This window comes from Pseudomonas viridiflava (genome assembly GCF_003702045.1).
GTDB classification, from domain to species: Bacteria; Pseudomonadota; Gammaproteobacteria; order Pseudomonadales; family Pseudomonadaceae; genus Aquipseudomonas; species Aquipseudomonas viridiflava_C.
The window spans coordinates 357,473-374,870 of sequence record NZ_RBTP01000012.1 but is presented as its reverse complement, the minus strand read 5'-3'; the positions used below and the strand labels follow the sequence as shown (position 1 = coordinate 374,870).

Here is a 17,398-nt window from a genome sequence, read left to right as displayed (position 1 = left end):
TCCTCAGAAAGGCGCTTAACCGAAGAAGCTTTGGCCGTTTTTGGCCATCTCACGCAGCTTCGCGGTCGGTTGATACAAGGCACCCAGCTCGGCATATTGGTCAGCGAGGGCAACGAATTCGGCGACACCGATCGAGTCGATGTAACGCAGCGCACCACCACGGAAAGGAGGGAAACCAATACCGTAGATCAGGCCCATATCGGCTTCGGCTGCGGTCTCCACGATGCCGTCTTCCAGGCAACGCACGGTTTCCATGCACAGCGGGATCATCATCCAGTTGATGATGTCTTCGTCGGTCACTTCACGCTGCTCGAAAACGATAGGCTTGAGCACGTCCAGCACGGCCGGGTCGTTGACCTTCTTCGGCTTGCCTTTCTTGTCCATCTCATAGGCATAGAAGCCTTTACCGTTCTTCTGACCCAGGCGCTTGGCTTCGTACAGCACGTCGACAGCCGAACGGCGGTCATCTTTCATGCGATCCGGGAAGCCTTCGGCCATGACATCACGACCGTGGTGGCCGGTGTCGATGCCGACCACGTCCATCAGGTAGGCAGGACCCATTGGCCAGCCGAACTTTTCCATCACCTTGTCGATGCGAACAAAGTCGACACCCGCGCTGACCAGCTTGGCGAAACCGCCGAAGTACGGGAACAACACACGGTTGACCAGAAAGCCCGGGCAGTCATTGACCACGATCGGGTTCTTGCCCATTTTCTTGGCGTAGGCGACGGTGGTTGCGACCGCTTCTTCGCTGGACTTCTCACCGCGAATCACTTCCACCAGCGGCATCATGTGCACCGGATTGAAGAAGTGCATACCGACGAAATTTTCCGGACGCTTGAGGGCCTGCGCCAGCAAGCTGATCGAAATGGTCGAGGTGTTGGACGCCAGAATGGTAGTTTCACCCACCTGCGCTTCGACTTCGGCCAGAACGGCCTGTTTGACTTTCGGGTTCTCGACAACCGCTTCGACCACCAGATCGACATTGCCGAAATCGCCGTAAGACAGCGTAGGACGAATCGCGTTAAGCGCTTCAGCCATCTTCGCAGGCGTCAGACGTCCCTTCTCGACACGGTTACCCAGCAGTTTCGAAGCTTCGTTGAGGCCCAACTGAATGGCCTCTTCGCGAATGTCCTTCATCAGAATCGGCGTACCCTTCACGGCCGACTGATAGGCGATGCCGCCACCCATGATGCCAGCACCCAGTACGGCAGCCTGCTTCACGTCCTTGGCGACTTCGTCATAACCCTTGGCTTTCTTTTTGAGCTCCTGATCGTTCAGGAACAGGCCGATCAGGCTCTGTGCAGCAGACGTCTTGGCCATTTTCACGAAGCCGGCGGCTTCGATTTCCAACGCCTTGTCACGACCAAAGTTCGCGGCTTTCTGGATGGTCTTGATCGCTTCGACCGGAGCCGGATAGTTCGGGCCGGCCTGACCTGCAACAAAACCCTTGGCGGTTTCGAATGCCATCATCTGCTCGATGGCATTGAGCTTGAGCTTGTCCAGCTTGGGCTGACGCTTGGCCTTGAAATCGAACTCGCCGGAGATGGCGCGCTTGATCAGGTCCAGCGCCGCAGCCTGGAGTTTTTCCGGTGCGACGACCGCATCGACAGCCCCCACTTTCAGGGCGTCTTCAGCGGCGTTTTCCTTGCCGGATGCAATCCATTCGATGGCGTTGTCGGCACCGATGATGCGAGGCAGACGAACCGTGCCGCCGAAGCCTGGGTACAGGCCCAGTTTGACTTCCGGCAGGCCAATTTTGGCACTGCTGGACATGACACGGTAATCAGCCGCCAGGCACATTTCCAGGCCGCCGCCCAGCGCGATGCCGTTGATGGCCACGACTGTCGGCACGCCGAGGTCTTCAAAATCACTGAAGATGCGGTTGGCTTCCAGGTTGCCGGCGACCAGCTCGGCTTCGGGCAGCTTGAAGTTGTCGACAAACTCGGTGATGTCAGCGCCGACGATAAAAGCGTCCTTGCCGCTGGTGACAACCACACCTTTAACCGACGCGTCAGCCTTGAGGGCATCCACGGCCTGACGCAGCTCGTTGAGGGTGAGACGGTTGAACTTGTTGACGGACTCACCCTTGAGGTCGAAATTCAATTCGACGATGCCACTTTCAAGAGCCTTAACCGTGATGGCTTTACCTTCGTAAATCATCAACTGATCTCCACAATATGGAAGCTGAACAATACTCGCTGAACATTACCGCTCAGCGAGACTACGACGTCGCCGTCGATGAACACGCCAAATCACACGTACATCCGCTGCGACGTGGTAGCCAGGATTCTGTCAGAGCCGTCTGACGACCAAACGCTCATTTCATACGCCCGTTTGATTTGGGTACGCACACCATCGGGCAAAACCGGATAATTGTCAATTCGCCAAAACACCCATAAAAACGGCGGATTGCCGAACGCACAAGCGATTCCTGACCAACAAACCCATGTTTGATTTGCCATCATTCGACGAAATGATAATGCACAGCCTAAGCCAAACTCCGCAGACTCTGCACCGTTGAGGCTCATTTGAAAGAAGTGTAGGGAAAAACGCGACAAAAGAGAGCAGAAGGACTAGAGTCACGCCACTGCGCCATAAGAGGCCTGAGATGAAGTTGATCGCAGGTGCGCAGCGGTGATAACCGGCATTCAGATACTGGATGCCGGCGCCCAAGGAATTATCGGCCTGCCTGGCCAACCCCGGCCCGATGTTGTTATCGGGCTTTTTATTGCCTGCGATTTGCCGGCGAGTGCTTTACGCCAACGCCTTGAGCACCGCGTTAATACGCTGTAATACTTCTGCCTCGCCCCGCTCGGCCCAGTACACCGCAATCATCTGCGCGTCCGCTTCAACCTTGAACACATCGGCTGGAAGCGTACTGAAATGGGCGAGCAACGCATCGTCCTCGCAAGGCTCACGCCAGCGATTGACCCAGACTCCGGGCTCGAGCTGCCAGTAGACCCAGGCATCGGAATTGGAACTCTTGCGAGGGCGATGGTACTGAGCGCAAGGGCTGGGCGGCTCTTTGGGAAGCCAGTGCGGCCACTCCTGCGGTGCTAGTTGCATGGCCATGCCAATACGCCGGGCTTCCATGCGCAATGCCATCCGGCCGCTCTGATGACGCGATGGACGCAGCCACACAAGTGGACTCAACATGACACAAATGATTGACAGGACTATCCAGACCGTCATATTTCTTGCCCCCGCCCGACTCAGGCTATTACAACAATTGAAAACAGTGGCTTGCACGGGGTCTGCCCAGATGCGAACGAAAGAGCCATACTCACACTATCGCAACCCTCTCGGAGGACACCCTCATGTCGTATCAACATATTCTGGTTGCCATTGACCTCACCGACGAATGCGACCCTGTCATTCGCCGGGCTCGAGTATTGGCTGAAGCCAGCGGCGCGACGCTTTCGATGGTGCACATCGTGGAACCGATGGCGATGGCCTTCGGGGGCGACGTTCCGATGGACCTGTCTCAACTGCAACAACAGCAGTTCGACCAAGCCAAGGAAAAACTGGAAAAGCTGAAAGTGAAATACCCGCAGATGAAAGCGGGTGAAAGCCATCTGGTTTATGGACAGCCGCGTCAGGAAATCCACCAGTTGGCCAAGAACCAGAACTGCGACCTGATCGTGGTCGGCAGTCACGGACGTCACGGTCTGGCGCTGCTGCTCGGTTCTACGGCCAATGACGTACTGCACGGCGCACCGTGCGACGTACTGGCCGTACGCCTCAAAAAACCCGAGTAACCCTGCGCAACAGAGAAAAGCCCGGACATGTCCGGGCTTTTCTACAGATGCCGTCAGGCGATCACTCGTCCAGTTCGGCCCAGCGTTCCAGCAAGGCATCCAGCTCACCCTGCAGGCTTTCCATCTGCGCCAATGCAGCAGTGGTCTGCTCGGCTGGCTGCTGATAAAACCCTGGTGCAGCCATTTCAGCCGTCAGGGCTGCCATCTTGCCTTCAACCTCGTCGATCTGGCCTGGCAAGGCTTCCAGCTCACGCTGATGCTTGTAGCTGAGTTTTTTCTTGGCGACCGGCATGTCCTGAGCAGCCACCGGCGCGGCTTGAACAACGGCACTGGCCAGCTCGGCCTTGCCCGACTTGGTATCAGCCACGCCCAACAGGCGCGGAGAACCGCCCTGACGCAGCCAGTCCTGATAACCACCCACGTACTCGCGGACCTTGCCTTCACCTTCGAACACCAGCGTGCTGGTGACGACGTTGTCGAGAAATGCCCGGTCGTGGCTGACCATCAGTACGGTGCCCTTGAAGGTCAACAACACCTCTTCGAGCAGCTCAAGGGTTTCAACGTCCAGGTCGTTGGTCGGCTCGTCGAGTACCAGCAGATTGGCCGGCTTGCTGAACAGCTTGGCCAGCAAAAGGCGGGCGCGCTCACCACCGGACAATGCTTTTACCGGCGTACGTGCACGCTGAGGACTGAACAGGAAGTCGCCCAGGTAGCTCAGCACATGGCGGCTCTGACCATCGATATCGATAAAGTCGCGGCCTTCGGCCACGTTGTCGATCACGGTCTTTTCCAGATCGAGCTGGTGACGCAACTGGTCGAAGTAGGCAACGTCCAGACGCGTACCGACCTCGACCTTGCCGCCGGTTGGCTGCAGGTTGTCGAGCATCAGCTTGAGCAAGGTGGTCTTGCCTGTACCGTTGGCACCGAGCAGACCGATACGGTCTTCGCGCTGCAGGACCATCGAGAAGTCCTTGATCAGCATCGGACCGCCCGGATGCGCGAAGCTGACATTGTCCAGCACCATGACCTGCTTGCCGGATTTCTCTGCGGTATCCAGCTGGATGTTGGCCTTGCCGGTACGCTCGCGGCGCTCGCTGCGTTCGACACGCAACTCTTTGAGCGCACGCACGCGCCCTTCGTTACGGGTACGGCGGGCCTTGATACCCTGACGAATCCAGACTTCTTCCTGCGCCAGACGCTTGTCGAACAGCGCGTTGGCCGTTTCTTCGGCCGCCAGCGCCGCTTCCTTGTGGACGAGGAAGCTGGCGTAGTCGCCGTTCCAGTCGATCAGGCCGCCGCGATCCAGCTCCAGGATGCGCGTGGCCAGGTTTTGCAGGAATGCCCGGTCGTGCGTGATGAACAACACGGCACCCTGGAAATCCTTGAGGGCTTCTTCAAGCCAGGCAATCGCGCCGATGTCCAGGTGGTTGGTTGGCTCGTCAAGCAGCAGCAGATCTGGCTCGGAAACCAGGGCCTGGGCCAGCAGAACGCGGCGACGCCAGCCGCCGGACAGCTCGGCCAGCGTTTTGTCGGCAGGCAGCTGCAAGCGGCTCAGGGTGCTGTCGACCAACTGCTGCAAGCGCCAGCCATCACGGGCTTCTAGATCCTGCTGCACATGCATGAGCTTGTTGAGGTCTTCCTCGGTCACGCAGTTCTGGGCCAGGTGATGGTACTCGGCGAGCAAGGCGCCGACACCGTCAAGACCCTCGGCCACCACGTCGAACACCGTCCGTCCGTCGGCCACCGGCAATTCCTGTGGAAGTTCGCCGATCTTCAGACCGGGCGCGCGCCACACGGCGCCTTCATCGGGCTTCTGAACGCCTTTGACCAGCTTCAGCATGCTGGACTTGCCAGTGCCGTTGCGGCCAATGATACACACCCGCTCACCACGGGCGATCTGCCAGGACACCTTGTCCAATAACGGCATGGCGCCGAAAGCAAGGGACACATCGCTGAATTTGAGCAGGGTCATGAGCTTCTCCAAAAACCGGGCGCGCATTCTACCTGAGATAGGCGGTGGATGTCGGGATTCGTCACACGAACGGTCCGCACCGGTGCTTCTTTATACCGGCCAATTATTTCTGCATGAGTCAAGCTTGTCGGCAGTGCTTTCACGATGAGCTGGCAAAAGGCTAAGCTAGCGACACTTTTCACGACTCATCTGCTCGGAAGTCTCATGCGCAGTCGTTTGTTCAGCTTTCTATCGTGCCTGCTCCTCACCGCTACTGCCGTCCAGACTGCTCACGCGGCAGACCTTACCCAACAACGCCAATATTACGACGAGGCAAAACGTGCGCTGGCCAAGGGCGACTCGGGTCCCTACCAGATGTACAGCACGGCACTTGCCGACTATCCGCTCGAACCCTATCTGGAATACGACGAGCTGACCGCGCGCCTGAAAACCGCCAGCAACGCCGAGATCGAAAAGTTTCTCGCTGAGCATGGTGACCTTCCCCAGGCCAACTGGATGAAGTTGCGCTGGTTGCGCTGGCTGGCCGAGCGCGGCGACTGGCAGCCGTTCGTCAAATACTACGACCCGAAAATGAATTTCGTCGAACTGGACTGCCTGTATGGCCAGTATCAGTTGAACAACAACAAGCGTGCGGAAGGTTTCGCCAGTGCCGAGAAGCTCTGGATGACCGGCAAAACCCTGCCTGCGGCCTGCGACGCGTTCTTCGCTCAATGGGCTGCGGCAGGCCAGTTGACCGAGCAGAAACGTTGGCAGCGCGCCAAGCTGGCGGCTCAGGGCCGCAACTACACCTTGGCCAACACGCTGGTCAACAGCCTCAACTCGCTGGCACCTCAAGGCAAACTGCTGGTTGCGGTGGCCCAGAAACCGGAAATGATCAACAACCCGGGGCAGTTCCTGCCGGTGGACGAAGCCATGTCTGACGTGGTGGGCCTGGGCCTGCGTCGACTGGCTCGTCAGGATCCGCAGAAAGCCCTTGCGATGCTGGACAGTTACGCGATCACCATGCACTTCTCCCGGGAAGAACAGGTGGAAATCGCCAAGGAAATCGGCTTGACCCTGGCGCGCCGCTACGATGATCGCGCCCTTGAAGTCATGACCAAGTATGACCCGGACCTGCGCGACAACACGGTGACCGAATGGCGCCTGCGCCTGCTGCTGCGTCTGGGCCGCTGGGAAGATGCCTACGAGCTGACGCGCCGCCTGCCCAAGGATCTGGCTAACACCAACCGCTGGCGTTACTGGGAGGCCCGCTCGCTCGAACTGGCCCAACCCAACAGCCCTCTGATTGCCGCGCTGTACAAGGACGTGGCCAAGGAGCGCGATTTCTACGGCTTTCTGGCTGCCGACCGCACCCAGAGCCCTTACCAGCTCAACAACAAGCCGCTGGTGCTGAGTCAGGCACTGATCAACAAGGTTCGCAATACGCCAGGGGTGCGCCGCGCACTGGAGTTTCATGACCGTGGCGAGATCGTCGATGGGCGTCGCGAGTGGTATCACGTCAGCCGCCATTTCAGCCGCGATGAGATGGTTGCCCAGGCCAAGCTGGCCTACGACCTGAAATGGTATTTCCCGGCCATCCGCACTATCAGTCAGGCGCAGTACTGGGACGATCTGGATATCCGTTTCCCGATGGCGCACCGCGATACGCTGGTCCGTGAAGCCAAGATCCGCGGCCTGCATTCCAGCTGGGTGTTTGCGATCACTCGTCAGGAAAGTGCGTTCATGGACGACGCGCGTTCGGGCGTCGGTGCCAGCGGCCTGATGCAGTTGATGCCGGCTACAGCCAAAGAAACCGCTCGCAAGTTCAGCATTCCGCTCGCGTCGCCCCAGCAGGTGCTCGACCCGGACACCAACATCCAGCTCGGCGCTGCTTACCTGAGTTCGGTGCACAGCCAGTTCAACGGCAACCGTGTGCTCGCCTCGGCCGCCTATAACGCCGGGCCCGGGCGCGTACGTCAGTGGCTCAAAGGTGCCAATCACCTGGCCTTCGACGTGTGGGTGGAAAGCATTCCGTTCGACGAGACGCGTCAATACGTGCAGAACGTTCTGTCGTATTCGGTGATCTACGGCCAGAAACTCAACTCGCCGCAGCCGCTGGTGGACTGGCATGAACGGTTTTTTGATGATTTGTGAGTTTGACTGTGCAGGGTTAGAGGCGAAGAAACAGCTTTACTCACGCGATGGCGGATAAGACATCGATGTGATCATAGCTACCGCTTCGCGTGGATATGCCATCCATAACGCTCCGCGTCTCAACTGGCATGGACTGAGGATTCAGTGACCAAATGCTCGACTCCGGTCACCTTTGCGTCCTTACGGCGCCCTACTTTAAAGGGGCCAAAGCAGGCAAAGTCCCCTACTCCGATTCCGGCCCCGGCTTCGCCGGGGCTCCTTCATTTTCGAAGGGCGCTTCAACGCAAGGGCCATTTATGGACGGCGCAAGTTTGACTTGCGTGACATTGCGATCAAACTCGATCACTCCAACACTTCAACATCCATCCCCACTTCAAGCTCACCCGGCCCGACATTGACCATGTTCTGCCCGAACATGACGTCGCCTTCAACTTCGCGATAAGTCTTGAGGGTAGCGAAAGGTTCTCGGTCCGGGCTGCGTTCGCCGGTCGCAGGGTCGATCGTGGTGAGGATGCAGCGGGCGCAGGGCTTGAGCAGTTCGAACTGTAGGTCGCCGATGCGAATGCGCTTCCAAGTGTCTTCAGCGAAGGCTCCAGCGCCTTCGATCACCAGATTGGGTCTGAAGCGCAGCATCTCCACAGACTTGCCCAGCCTGGCTGACAGGTCGTCCAGCGAGCCTTGGCCGATCAACAGCAGTGGAAACCCGTCGGCAAAGTTGATGCGGTGATCGACCGATCCGTAGCCGCCGGGCAACCAGCGGGCACGCTCGACAGGCATGTAGACCATCCGGGTCGGCTTGCCGATGAAGCGGCTGACCCACTCGGCCGCCGCGTCGCCTGCGTCTGGCACTTGCAGCGAATCGCGCCACACGGTCACACCGCGCAGGCTGTCTTGTGCATCAACCGGGACCTCGACATCCAGCGGCGCCATGCCAGGCGCGCTGAGGGTCACCCCACCGCTGGCGTTCCACAAAACCGATAACTGTGACATCTGTGGCAACGCACGCTGGGTCAGAAAACGTCCTGTGCTTTCATCGACCAACATCCAGCGTCGGTCACCCGCCAGTCCCAAGCCGTCGAACGACGCCCGTTGCAGGATTTCTGCCTTGCATGACTTCAGAGGGTAACGATAGAGGGCGCGCAGACGTAACATGACCTGTTCCTTGGGTTGTTCGACAAGCTTTGACGTGAACGGCAAAGCTTATACGAACACGGAACCGGCAGGCAGACTCTGAACAACGTCGGTTCAGTTATTGAGCATCATCAAACGTTCACGCACCACTTCAACCAGCTTGTCGGGCTGGAACTTGGACAGGAAGTTGTCACAGCCGACTTTCTTGACCATCGACTCGTTGAAGCTGCCGGACAGCGAGGTGTGCAGCACGATGTACAGGGCACGCAGACGCGGATCGTTGCGGATCTCGGTGGTCAGGCGATAGCCATCCATTTCCGGCATTTCTGCGTCGGTAAAGACCATCAGCAGCTTCTTATGCACGTCCTCACCGGCATCCGCCCAGCCCTTGAGCATATTCAGTGCTTTGAGACCATCGCTGGCAACATGCAGCTTGAGCCCCAGTTGCGACAGGGTGTCGCGCAGCTGTGCCAGCGCCACCTTGGAATCGTCCACCAGCAGCACTTCACGACCACGAGCGCCTTCAAGCACCGGATCTTCGAGTTTCTCGCGCGAAACCTTGGCGTTGTAAGGCACAATTTCGGCCAGCACTTTTTCGACGTCTATGATTTCCACCAACTGGTCGTCAACCTTACTGATGGCCGTCAGGTAGTGTTGACGACCCGCGCTGGCAGGCGGCGGCATGATCGCGTCCCAGTTCATGTTGACGATGCGGTCCACACCGCCCACCAGGAAGGCCTGAACCGAACGGTTGTATTCAGTCACGATAATGGTGCTGCCAGGGCCCGGCACCAAAGGCCGCATGCCGATGGCCTGGGACAGGTCGATGACCGGAAGCGTCTGGCCCCGCAGGTTAACGACGCCGCAGACAAAAGAGTGGCGTTGCGGCATGAGTGTCAACTTGGGAAGCTGCAGCACTTCCTGAACCTTGAACACGTTAATCGCGAACAATTGCCGACCGGCAAGGCGGAACATGAGGATTTCCAGGCGATTCTCGCCCACCAGCTGTGTGCGTTGATCTACTGTGTCGAGAATGCCGGCCATTTTAGCTCCTGAAGCGATGGTCACTATGAGTCTGCTTACCGTGTATCGGCTGAAAAAGCCGGACCTTAATGGCGATGAACGGCCAATTTCGATAATTGATATCACATTAACATCATGCTTTACTGGTGTCTCACTTCAAAAGAAGTCCTGCGCGCCAGCAAACGCGCTCAGGGCCTGCATCCCCATAAACAGGATCGATCGCTTCGACCCTAGGGGTACGCCTGAATGTCTATCGGGGGCAGCCTGATATGATCGGTATCTTATTGCCACTATTGTGACGCCATTCTCATTGCACGAATGGAGTCAGGCTTGTGTTTGCTTTTCAGTCCTTGCAATCAACCAACCCTTTAGCGGCCGCCGTTTCGCTCGCCGGGGTTGTGATTGCAGACGAAGCAGAGCGTTTTTTGCGCACTGGTAACTCGATTGAATCCGCCAGGATCCAGCCCCCATATATCAATACGACATCGCGGAGATACATTCCGAAACGCCCTACAGACTTTCAAATGAAATCGACATTAACTGTCAGCCATTCGCGGCGGGCGCGAGTTCGCTATCCATGATGCGTGGAGATAAAGGATGCTGAGCAGTAACGATTGGCACGAAAAACGTGACCAGTTTCTAACCGAGTCGCAGGCGCTTCTGTATAAATCGGAAGAATGCCTGTCGCACCTTGAGTTGATCGGTGATGACGAAGATGCCATTCGTTGTCTGTTGGCGTCACTGCTGACGCTCACCGATAAGGCGGATAACGCATCAGTCAAATGCATCGCCGACTTTTCGCGGCAACTGCGGGGTTTACTCGACGGTGCCGAACCTGTGACCCGACTGTCACAGGAAACACTGGCAACGGTTAAAAGTTGCCTTGCATTGATTTCCTGGCAACTGGAGTTTCTGGATCCAAAGACCGGAGAACTTACGATGGACAACGAGGAGCAGCAGGAACTGTTGGGCAAGCTCGCTTCCCTGTCGGCGTGTGCAGACCATGCAGCGGGCTCCGCTCGAGAATAAAGCGCAACGAAAAACATTGGAATGTACCGGAAAACCCCATGCCTTCTTCGTGCCCGACCTGACTTACTTTCGCAAGGGACGGCGCTGGAGTCCGAATACTGTTATGCCTCGCTCGCCGCCGTTCCAACTGTTCATTACCCCCTCTTTCAATTATCGGCCTGAGTGCCTTCACTTTATCGGGAAGGCGCAGGTAAACGCTTGGCGAGTGCCGCATTAAGGTAAGATTGCCCGGTGCCTGTGACTTATCGTTCTCAGGCGTGACCGGAAAGGAATCAAAAGTGTCGAGTTCTGTTTTCATGAATATACTGAGTCTGTTCATTAATACGTCGAGCGACATCAATTTGATATCACCCAGTCACATTAACGGCGATGACGATTAACGGCGCTGATCGACATGAATGCCATCCTCCGGTCTTTCAGGTACTGGCCCAACACGACCAAGACGGTCCAGTGGGGCACTGCCGCACTGTGCGCCAGCGCAGCACTCGGCAATCTTGTGCTGTTCGCCCGCTCTGCAGAATTCCCCGCCCTGCTACTGACCCTCAATCTCGCAACGTTTGCCAGCGTTGGCCTCTACCAATGGCGCGCCAGCAGGTTGATCCAGCTGCGGCCACAGGAACTGGCGGAGCGGATGCTGGCGGTGCAGGAAACCGAGCGACATCACCTCAGTCGTGAACTTCATGACGATATCGGCCAGATGCTGACCAGTGCGCAGTTGCAACTCGCCTGGCTGCAGCGTCGAATGCCTGCCGAGCTCGATACCCACGCCGAGCAACTGGATGCAACGCTTGCGCAGACGTTGGACAAAGTCCGCGACCTCTCGACCATTCTCAATCCTCGTCAATTGGCGAGCCTGGGGCTTGAAGACGGGTTGCGCGCCCACTTGGTCACCGCCCTGGCGGGCAGCCCGATCAGTTGGAGCCTGGAGTGTCGGCAAAGTCTGAACGGTGTTCCTGACGAGATGGCCGTCGCTGCGTATCGAATTTGCCAGGAAGCCGCGACCAACATGCTGCGCTACGCAGAGGCGAAAAACCTGTTGATACGCCTGGAGCGTCAACCGGGCGGTTTGTCTCTATTCATCGCCGATGACGGAAAAGGCTTCGACCCGGCTGTCCATCCGCTCAACGAGGGGCAACGAGGCCTGGCCGGCATGCGCGAACGTGTGATGCTGCTGGGCGGTTCCTGGTCGTTGCAGAGCAGTCCGGGGCTGGGCACCCGAATCGAGGTATCGTTTCCTTGGGCACCCCGTTCCAACGAGCGCGCCCGTTTGCACAAGAAACCCACATGACCTGCAACCTGTTACTGGTCGACGACCATTCACTGATCAGAGCTGGCGTCCGTGCGCTAGTGTCGGACATCCCCGGTTACGCCATCGTGGGAGAAGCCTGCGACGGCAGCCAGTTAACGAGCCTTGCACAACGCTTGAGGCCTGACATCATTCTGCTGGATATCAGCATGAAGGACATCGACGGTCTCGACGCCCTGGCGCAGCTGCTTGAGGTCCAGCCCGATTGCAAAGTGCTGATTCTGTCGATGCACACCGAACCGGATGTCATCATGCGCGCACTGGAAGCCGGTGCTCACGGCTATCTACTCAAGGATGCGACCGCGACAGAACTGGAACAGGCCCTCAAGGCGCTGCGCAACGGTGAACGCTACCTGAGCCCGGCGATTGCGCATACCGTCATCAAGCGCGCCCTGCTGGGACAGCGTGCGACAAAACCCGAACTGCCGCAGGAAAAATACAACCTCACGGCTCGCCAGCTGGAAATCCTGCGGCTGATCGTGCGAGGCAAATCCACGCGCGAAATCGCCACGGGTTTGAACCTGAGCATCAAGACCGTCGAAACGCACCGTTCGCAAATAATGAAGCGCCTGCAGATCTTCGATGTGGCCGGTCTTGTACTGTTCTGCGTCAGAGAGCGAATTATCAGCCTGGACGATTGAGCTGCGCCACACGTCCCAACACCGCCGAGTCTTCGGGCAGGTGCACGTTCAGCGCACCCGGACGTGCGACGAACCGCAGATCTTCACCCGACAACGGCTCCCCATCCAGGTTGATTTCCAGCCCTTTCGCAGACTTGAGTTCGACCCAGGGCAGGCGTGCACGAACGAACATATTGTCCAAGCCCAAACCACCCTCCAGCAAGCTTTTCAACGTGCCGACGACCTCTTGAGGCGCGGGCAGGATACTGATATCGAGCAAGCCATCGTCGGCCAGCGCAGTCGGGCAAAGCACATGCCCGCCACCCGCCTGGCGACCGTTGCCGATGCCCAGCGCGAGAAGATCGCCACGCCAGTGAAAATCAGGTCCCGTCAGTTCGCCATACGCAGCGTGCAGCTCGCTGAACCGTGTCAGACCGGTGAACAGATAGGCCGCGCCGCCAAGCACTTTCTTGAGGTCTTCCGACGTGTTAGCCGTCACCTGACTACCGAAGCCGCCCGTGGCCATGTTCAGGAAGAGCTTGCCGCCCACCTCCCCCAGATCCACAGCCCGAGGCGTGACGTCCATCAGCTCCAACGCCTGATCAACCTCAAGCGGCACACCCGCCGCCCGTGCAAAATCATTGGCGGTGCCCAGCGGCAGAATGGTGAGGCTGGTATCGGGCGTCGACGCCTGCGCCAGCGCTTCGGCGATGTCACGCAGCGTGCCGTCTCCACCTCCCGCCACGATATGCCGATGCCCGGCTGCCAGCGCCTCGGCAACCAGTCTCTGTGCGTCGCCCGCCTCCCAGGTCAGGCGTACCTCCAGCTCCCAGCCCTGCCTGCGTTTTTCGGCGACGCCGTTTCTCACGTCTTCGTTGAGCGATTGCTTGCCATGAAGAATGAGCATAGCCCTGCGTTGTGTCATGAAAACTCCCTCTGGTGACCGGTACGAGTACCCCGTATGAGTGACGCCTGTGTTGGCCAGCGCCTGACTGCAGTTGGCACAGCGCATGGTTGTGACCCCGCCGAACTCAAAAAAACCCCTTCCTTATGAATATTTTTTCAGACCCTCTGGCCACCCATCGCTCCGTAAAACCTGAGGCAAATGGCCCACCCCCCGTCTACCGGCACTCGGCCTGTACTCACTGACGGATTTTTCTTCCTCCGCTCTCCTGTTTCATGGGCTTTACTAAGGCCAGAACATTCGTTTGAGTGCTTTCACTCACAAATGGTTGAAATTTCTCACGTTAACGCAGGGGTCGGCCGATATACACAAAGGGTTAGCCACAAATAACGGTGCCAAAACTCCTCGACTCGACAAATTATTGGCTACGCTTGAGCCAACTATCGGGAAAAGGCGTTTTTTTGACTCTGCACGACACCCCCACAGCTCATATGAACAGTCGGCCACAACGCCGTGGGTTTACAGGAAGTAAGGGAGCCTTATGAGGTTGCAACCGGTAGACAGCCTGTCGCTCACTCGCACCAGCCTGGTGGAGTACCTTTTGTTCGGGATACGCATTGTGCATGGCCTGGCCTGCATGCTGCCCGGCCTGCTGCTCGCTGCCTTCGTGCAGGACGGAGGGGTGGATAAACCGCAGAGTTATGTGGCGATGCAGCTGTTCTTCGGCATTGTCGTGGTGCTGATTTTCCAGGCGATGGGCGTGTACTCGGAGGCACTGTTCAGCAACGCGCTGCGACTGCGCTCGATCGTCATCGCCTGGTCGGCGTCTTTCGGGCTCCTGCTGTTCATGCAGCGCACCCTGGGGCTATTCAGCTATTTCTCCAACGAGCAACTGGTGATCTGGTACCTGGCCAGCCTCGTACTGTTCTTCGTCGTTCGGCTGATCCTGCTGGCGCTGTTCAAACATCAGATGCGCAAAGGTGTTTTCCTGCAGAACTCGGTGATTCTGGGGGCGACCGAAAACGGCCTGCGCCTGGCCGAATACCTGCTCCAGCATCAGGATATTCGTTCCGGCGTGACCGGTTTTATCGATGACCGCATCGGCCGTATGCCCAAGACCGTTGCCAACCTGCCATTGCTGGGCAACACCAGCGACCTGGAGCGGTTGATCCGCGAGGAAAAAGTCACTCAGGTGCTGGTTGCCTTGCCCTGGACGGCGGAAAACCGAATGGACCACATCATTCACGAGCTGCGCCGGTTCCCGGTCAACGTGTTGCTGGTGCCGGACATGGTTGCCTTTCGTCACAGCCATAACCGCATCACCGAAGTGGCGAAGCTGCCGATGTTCAATGCCTCGGACATGCCGCTCAGCGGCTGGTCCCCTTTTATCAAACGCGCAGAGGACATCGTGCTGTCCTCGTTGGCATTGCTGGTGCTCTCTCCCCTCATGGCGCTGGTCGCACTGGCCATCAAGCTCGACTCGCCGGGACCGGTGTTCTTCAAACAAAAGCGCTATGGCTACAACAATCGCCTCATTGAGGTATTCAAGTTTCGTTCAATGCATCAGCACCAGGCCGATGCAACGGCGGAAAAACAGACCACCCGGGGCGATGCCAGGATCACCCGGGTCGGGCGCTTCATCCGCAAGACCAGCCTGGATGAACTGCCACAGCTGTTCAATGTAGTGGCAGGCAGCATGTCGATGGTGGGCCCGCGCCCCCATGCAACGGCAACGAAAGCGGCCGGCATTCTTTTCGAGCAGGCGGTGAAGGAGTACACGTCGCGACATCGAGTCAAACCCGGCATCACCGGGCTGGCTCAGATCAACGGCTATCGTGGGGAAACAGACACCGTGGAAAAAATCGAAAAACGCGTCGAATTCGATCTTGAGTACATAGAAAACTGGTCCGTCTGGTTCGACCTCTACATCCTTATGCGCACTGTTCCGGCAGTGCTCTTCACTCGTGAGGCTTATTGATGAGCTCCCTCATTCCCTGCATCATCGCCGGCGGCTCCGGCACCCGTTTGTGGCCCGTTTCCCGGGAGGCCATGCCCAAGCCGTTCATGCGCCTTCCCGACGGGGAAAGTTTGCTGCAAAAAACCTTCAAGCGCGCGGCGACCCTGCCCCACGTCGAACGCCTGTTGACCGTGACCAATCGCGAAGTCTATTTCCGCACGGTCGATGACTATCGTCAGTTGAACAAAACCAAGGTCCGGCTGGATTTCATTCTGGAACCGTTCGGTCGCAACACGGCAGCCGCCATCGCGGCCGCTGCCTTGCACGTCACCCGGCTGTACGGTGGCGACGCACAATTGCTGGTGTTGCCTGCCGACCATCTGATCACCGACGTCGAGGCCTTTTCTCGCGCCGTGACGGCTGCGCAGGACCTGGCAGCGCAAGGATGGCTGGTCACTTTCGGCATCGTGCCGACCAAACCTGAAACCGGCTTTGGTTACATCGAGAAAGGCCAATCGCTCACCCCCGATGCCTGGCAAGTCGCCCGCTTTGTCGAAAAACCCGATGCCGCCACGGCTAAGGGCTATCTGGATGGCGGTCTGCACTTGTGGAACGCTGGCATGTTCTGCATGCGCGCCGATGCCGTGTTGCGTGAACTCCAGACCCATGCTCCCGAAGTCGTGAGCGCCGTCAATGCTTGCCTGGAACTGAGCCTGAGCAAGGAAGGCAATCGCGAGTTGCAAGTCGAGCTGGACAGCGAAACGTTCGGCCTGGTGCCGGACATTTCGATCGATTACGCGTTAATGGAGCACTCCGACAAAGTCGCCGTCGTGCCGTGCGAGCTTGGCTGGAGCGACATCGGCTCCTGGGAAGCGGTGCGCGAACTGAGCGGTGCCGACCCTCAGGGCAATCAGTGCAACGGCCAGACCGTGCTGCATGACGTGACCAACTGCTACATCGACTCGCCCAAGCGGCTGGTCGGCGGTATCGGCCTGGACAATCTGATTATCATCGACACCCCCGACGCCTTGCTGATCGCCGATGGCACACGCACGCAGGACGTCAAGGTCATTGCCCAGGAACTCAAGCGCCAGGGTCATGATGCCTATCGCCTGCACCGCACGGTCACCCGCCCTTGGGGCACGTACACCGTTCTGGAGGAAGGCAAGCGTTTCAAGATCAAGCGCATCGTGGTCCGTCCGCAAGCCTCGCTTTCGTTGCAGATGCACCACCACCGTAGCGAGCACTGGATCGTGGTCAGCGGCATGGCCCGCGTCACCAACGGCGAACGCGAATTCATGCTCGACACCAACGAATCGACGTTCATCAAACCCGGTTTCACCCACCGTCTGGTCAATCCCGGCGTGATTGACCTGGTGATGATCGAAGTGCAGAGCGGCGAATACTTGGGTGAAGACGACATCGTGCGCTTCACCGATGTCTACGGGCGCGTGCCGGAGCAAGCTGTAAAGGTCTGAAACGGGAAAATGCTCGGGGCCGATGAAACCGCCCCCGGGTCCCCACATTGAGGGATGAGCGCACATAAATGCACCTGGCCGTAC

At 58.2% G+C, this 17,398-nt stretch carries 13 protein-coding genes; 7 read left to right on the top strand and 6 right to left on the bottom strand.

Features of this window, described 5'->3' with window-relative positions; genetic code table 11:
- Positions 1 to 15 precede the first annotated feature (15 nt).
- Both fadB and ALP40_RS03770 read right to left on the bottom strand, forming a co-directional pair.
- Positions 16 to 2,163, bottom strand: a complete 2,148-nt coding sequence (gene fadB, locus ALP40_RS03780) for a fatty acid oxidation complex subunit alpha FadB (RefSeq protein ID WP_122206946.1) — start codon at positions 2,161 to 2,163, stop codon at positions 16 to 18.
- Positions 2,164 to 2,757: 594 nt separating this feature from the next.
- Complete coding sequence (locus ALP40_RS03770) at positions 2,758 to 3,195, bottom strand: hypothetical protein (RefSeq protein ID WP_122206945.1); 438 nt, start codon at positions 3,193 to 3,195, stop codon at positions 2,758 to 2,760.
- A 125-nt stretch (positions 3,196 to 3,320) separates the two neighbouring features.
- Between ALP40_RS03770 and ALP40_RS03765 the strand changes: the two genes are divergently transcribed.
- Positions 3,321 to 3,761: a universal stress protein gene (locus ALP40_RS03765; RefSeq protein ID WP_122206944.1), complete on the top strand. Its 441-nt coding sequence runs from the start codon at positions 3,321 to 3,323 to the stop codon at positions 3,759 to 3,761.
- Positions 3,762 to 3,822: 61 nt separating this feature from the next.
- On the opposite strand, the gene ALP40_RS03760 is transcribed toward ALP40_RS03765, so the two are convergent.
- Positions 3,823 to 5,733, bottom strand: a complete 1,911-nt coding sequence (locus tag ALP40_RS03760) for an ATP-binding cassette domain-containing protein (protein ID WP_122206943.1) — start codon at positions 5,731 to 5,733, stop codon at positions 3,823 to 3,825.
- 204 nt (positions 5,734 to 5,937) lie between these two features.
- Between ALP40_RS03760 and ALP40_RS03755 the strand changes: the two genes are divergently transcribed.
- Positions 5,938 to 7,866 carry a transglycosylase SLT domain-containing protein gene (locus tag ALP40_RS03755; protein WP_122206942.1) on the top strand — a complete coding sequence of 643 codons (1,929 nt, stop codon included), beginning with the start codon at positions 5,938 to 5,940 and terminating at the stop codon, positions 7,864 to 7,866.
- 342 nt (positions 7,867 to 8,208) lie between these two features.
- On the opposite strand, the gene ALP40_RS03750 is transcribed toward ALP40_RS03755, so the two are convergent.
- The gene (locus tag ALP40_RS03750; RefSeq protein ID WP_122206941.1) at positions 8,209 to 9,018 is read right to left on the bottom strand and encodes an MOSC domain-containing protein; all 810 of its coding nucleotides are present in this window, start codon (positions 9,016 to 9,018) and stop codon (positions 8,209 to 8,211) included.
- 93 nt (positions 9,019 to 9,111) lie between these two features.
- The gene (locus tag ALP40_RS03745; RefSeq protein ID WP_122206940.1) at positions 9,112 to 10,041 is read right to left on the bottom strand and encodes a chemotaxis protein CheV; all 930 of its coding nucleotides are present in this window, start codon (positions 10,039 to 10,041) and stop codon (positions 9,112 to 9,114) included.
- Between the two features lie 576 nt (positions 10,042 to 10,617).
- On the opposite strand from ALP40_RS03745, the gene ALP40_RS03740 reads away from it, so the two are divergent.
- The 3 genes from ALP40_RS03740 (at position 10,618) to ALP40_RS03730 (ending at position 12,996) form a co-directional block, all read left to right on the top strand.
- Positions 10,618 to 11,049 carry a hypothetical protein gene (locus ALP40_RS03740; RefSeq protein WP_122206939.1) on the top strand — a complete coding sequence of 144 codons (432 nt, stop codon included), beginning with the start codon at positions 10,618 to 10,620 and terminating at the stop codon, positions 11,047 to 11,049.
- 394 nt (positions 11,050 to 11,443) lie between these two features.
- On the top strand, positions 11,444 to 12,337 hold the full coding sequence (locus tag ALP40_RS03735) for a sensor histidine kinase (protein ID WP_122206938.1): 894 nt from the start codon (positions 11,444 to 11,446) through the stop codon (positions 12,335 to 12,337).
- On the top strand, positions 12,334 to 12,996 hold the full coding sequence (locus ALP40_RS03730) for a response regulator transcription factor (RefSeq protein ID WP_122206937.1): 663 nt from the start codon (positions 12,334 to 12,336) through the stop codon (positions 12,994 to 12,996). The genes ALP40_RS03735 and ALP40_RS03730 overlap by 4 nt, the downstream gene beginning before the upstream one ends.
- Here the strand turns inward: ALP40_RS03730 and yegS are convergent.
- On the bottom strand, positions 12,980 to 13,900 hold the full coding sequence (gene yegS / locus ALP40_RS03725; protein WP_122206936.1) for a lipid kinase YegS: 921 nt from the start codon (positions 13,898 to 13,900) through the stop codon (positions 12,980 to 12,982). The genes ALP40_RS03730 and yegS overlap by 17 nt on opposite strands.
- 520 nt (positions 13,901 to 14,420) lie before the next feature.
- Here yegS and ALP40_RS03720 point away from each other — a divergent pair.
- Together ALP40_RS03720 and ALP40_RS03715 are read left to right on the top strand one after the other, a co-directional pair.
- The gene (locus ALP40_RS03720; RefSeq protein ID WP_122206935.1) at positions 14,421 to 15,857 is read left to right on the top strand and encodes an undecaprenyl-phosphate glucose phosphotransferase; all 1,437 of its coding nucleotides are present in this window, start codon (positions 14,421 to 14,423) and stop codon (positions 15,855 to 15,857) included.
- The gene (locus tag ALP40_RS03715) at positions 15,857 to 17,314 is read left to right on the top strand and encodes a mannose-1-phosphate guanylyltransferase/mannose-6-phosphate isomerase (RefSeq protein ID WP_122206934.1); all 1,458 of its coding nucleotides are present in this window, start codon (positions 15,857 to 15,859) and stop codon (positions 17,312 to 17,314) included. The genes ALP40_RS03720 and ALP40_RS03715 overlap by 1 nt, the downstream gene beginning before the upstream one ends.
- The last annotated feature ends 84 nt before the right edge of the window (positions 17,315 to 17,398 follow it).

Coding starts and splice junctions, on each gene's coding strand:
- ALP40_RS03755 (WP_122206942.1), top strand. CDS start 5,938: ATGCGCAGTCGTTTGTTCAGCTTTCTATCGTGCCTGCTCCTCACCGCT.
- fadB (WP_122206946.1), bottom strand. CDS start 2,163: ATGATTTACGAAGGTAAAGCCATCACGGTTAAGGCTCTTGAAAGTGGC.
- ALP40_RS03735 (WP_122206938.1), top strand. CDS start 11,444: ATGAATGCCATCCTCCGGTCTTTCAGGTACTGGCCCAACACGACCAAG.
- ALP40_RS03750 (WP_122206941.1), bottom strand. CDS start 9,018: ATGTTACGTCTGCGCGCCCTCTATCGTTACCCTCTGAAGTCATGCAAG.
- ALP40_RS03770 (WP_122206945.1), bottom strand. CDS start 3,195: ATGACGGTCTGGATAGTCCTGTCAATCATTTGTGTCATGTTGAGTCCA.
- ALP40_RS03745 (WP_122206940.1), bottom strand. CDS start 10,041: ATGGCCGGCATTCTCGACACAGTAGATCAACGCACACAGCTGGTGGGC.
- yegS (WP_122206936.1), bottom strand. CDS start 13,900: ATGACACAACGCAGGGCTATGCTCATTCTTCATGGCAAGCAATCGCTC.
- ALP40_RS03720 (WP_122206935.1), top strand. CDS start 14,421: ATGAGGTTGCAACCGGTAGACAGCCTGTCGCTCACTCGCACCAGCCTG.
- ALP40_RS03715 (WP_122206934.1), top strand. CDS start 15,857: ATGAGCTCCCTCATTCCCTGCATCATCGCCGGCGGCTCCGGCACCCGT.
- ALP40_RS03740 (WP_122206939.1), top strand. CDS start 10,618: ATGCTGAGCAGTAACGATTGGCACGAAAAACGTGACCAGTTTCTAACC.
- ALP40_RS03765 (WP_122206944.1), top strand. CDS start 3,321: ATGTCGTATCAACATATTCTGGTTGCCATTGACCTCACCGACGAATGC.
- ALP40_RS03760 (WP_122206943.1), bottom strand. CDS start 5,733: ATGACCCTGCTCAAATTCAGCGATGTGTCCCTTGCTTTCGGCGCCATG.
- ALP40_RS03730 (WP_122206937.1), top strand. CDS start 12,334: ATGACCTGCAACCTGTTACTGGTCGACGACCATTCACTGATCAGAGCT.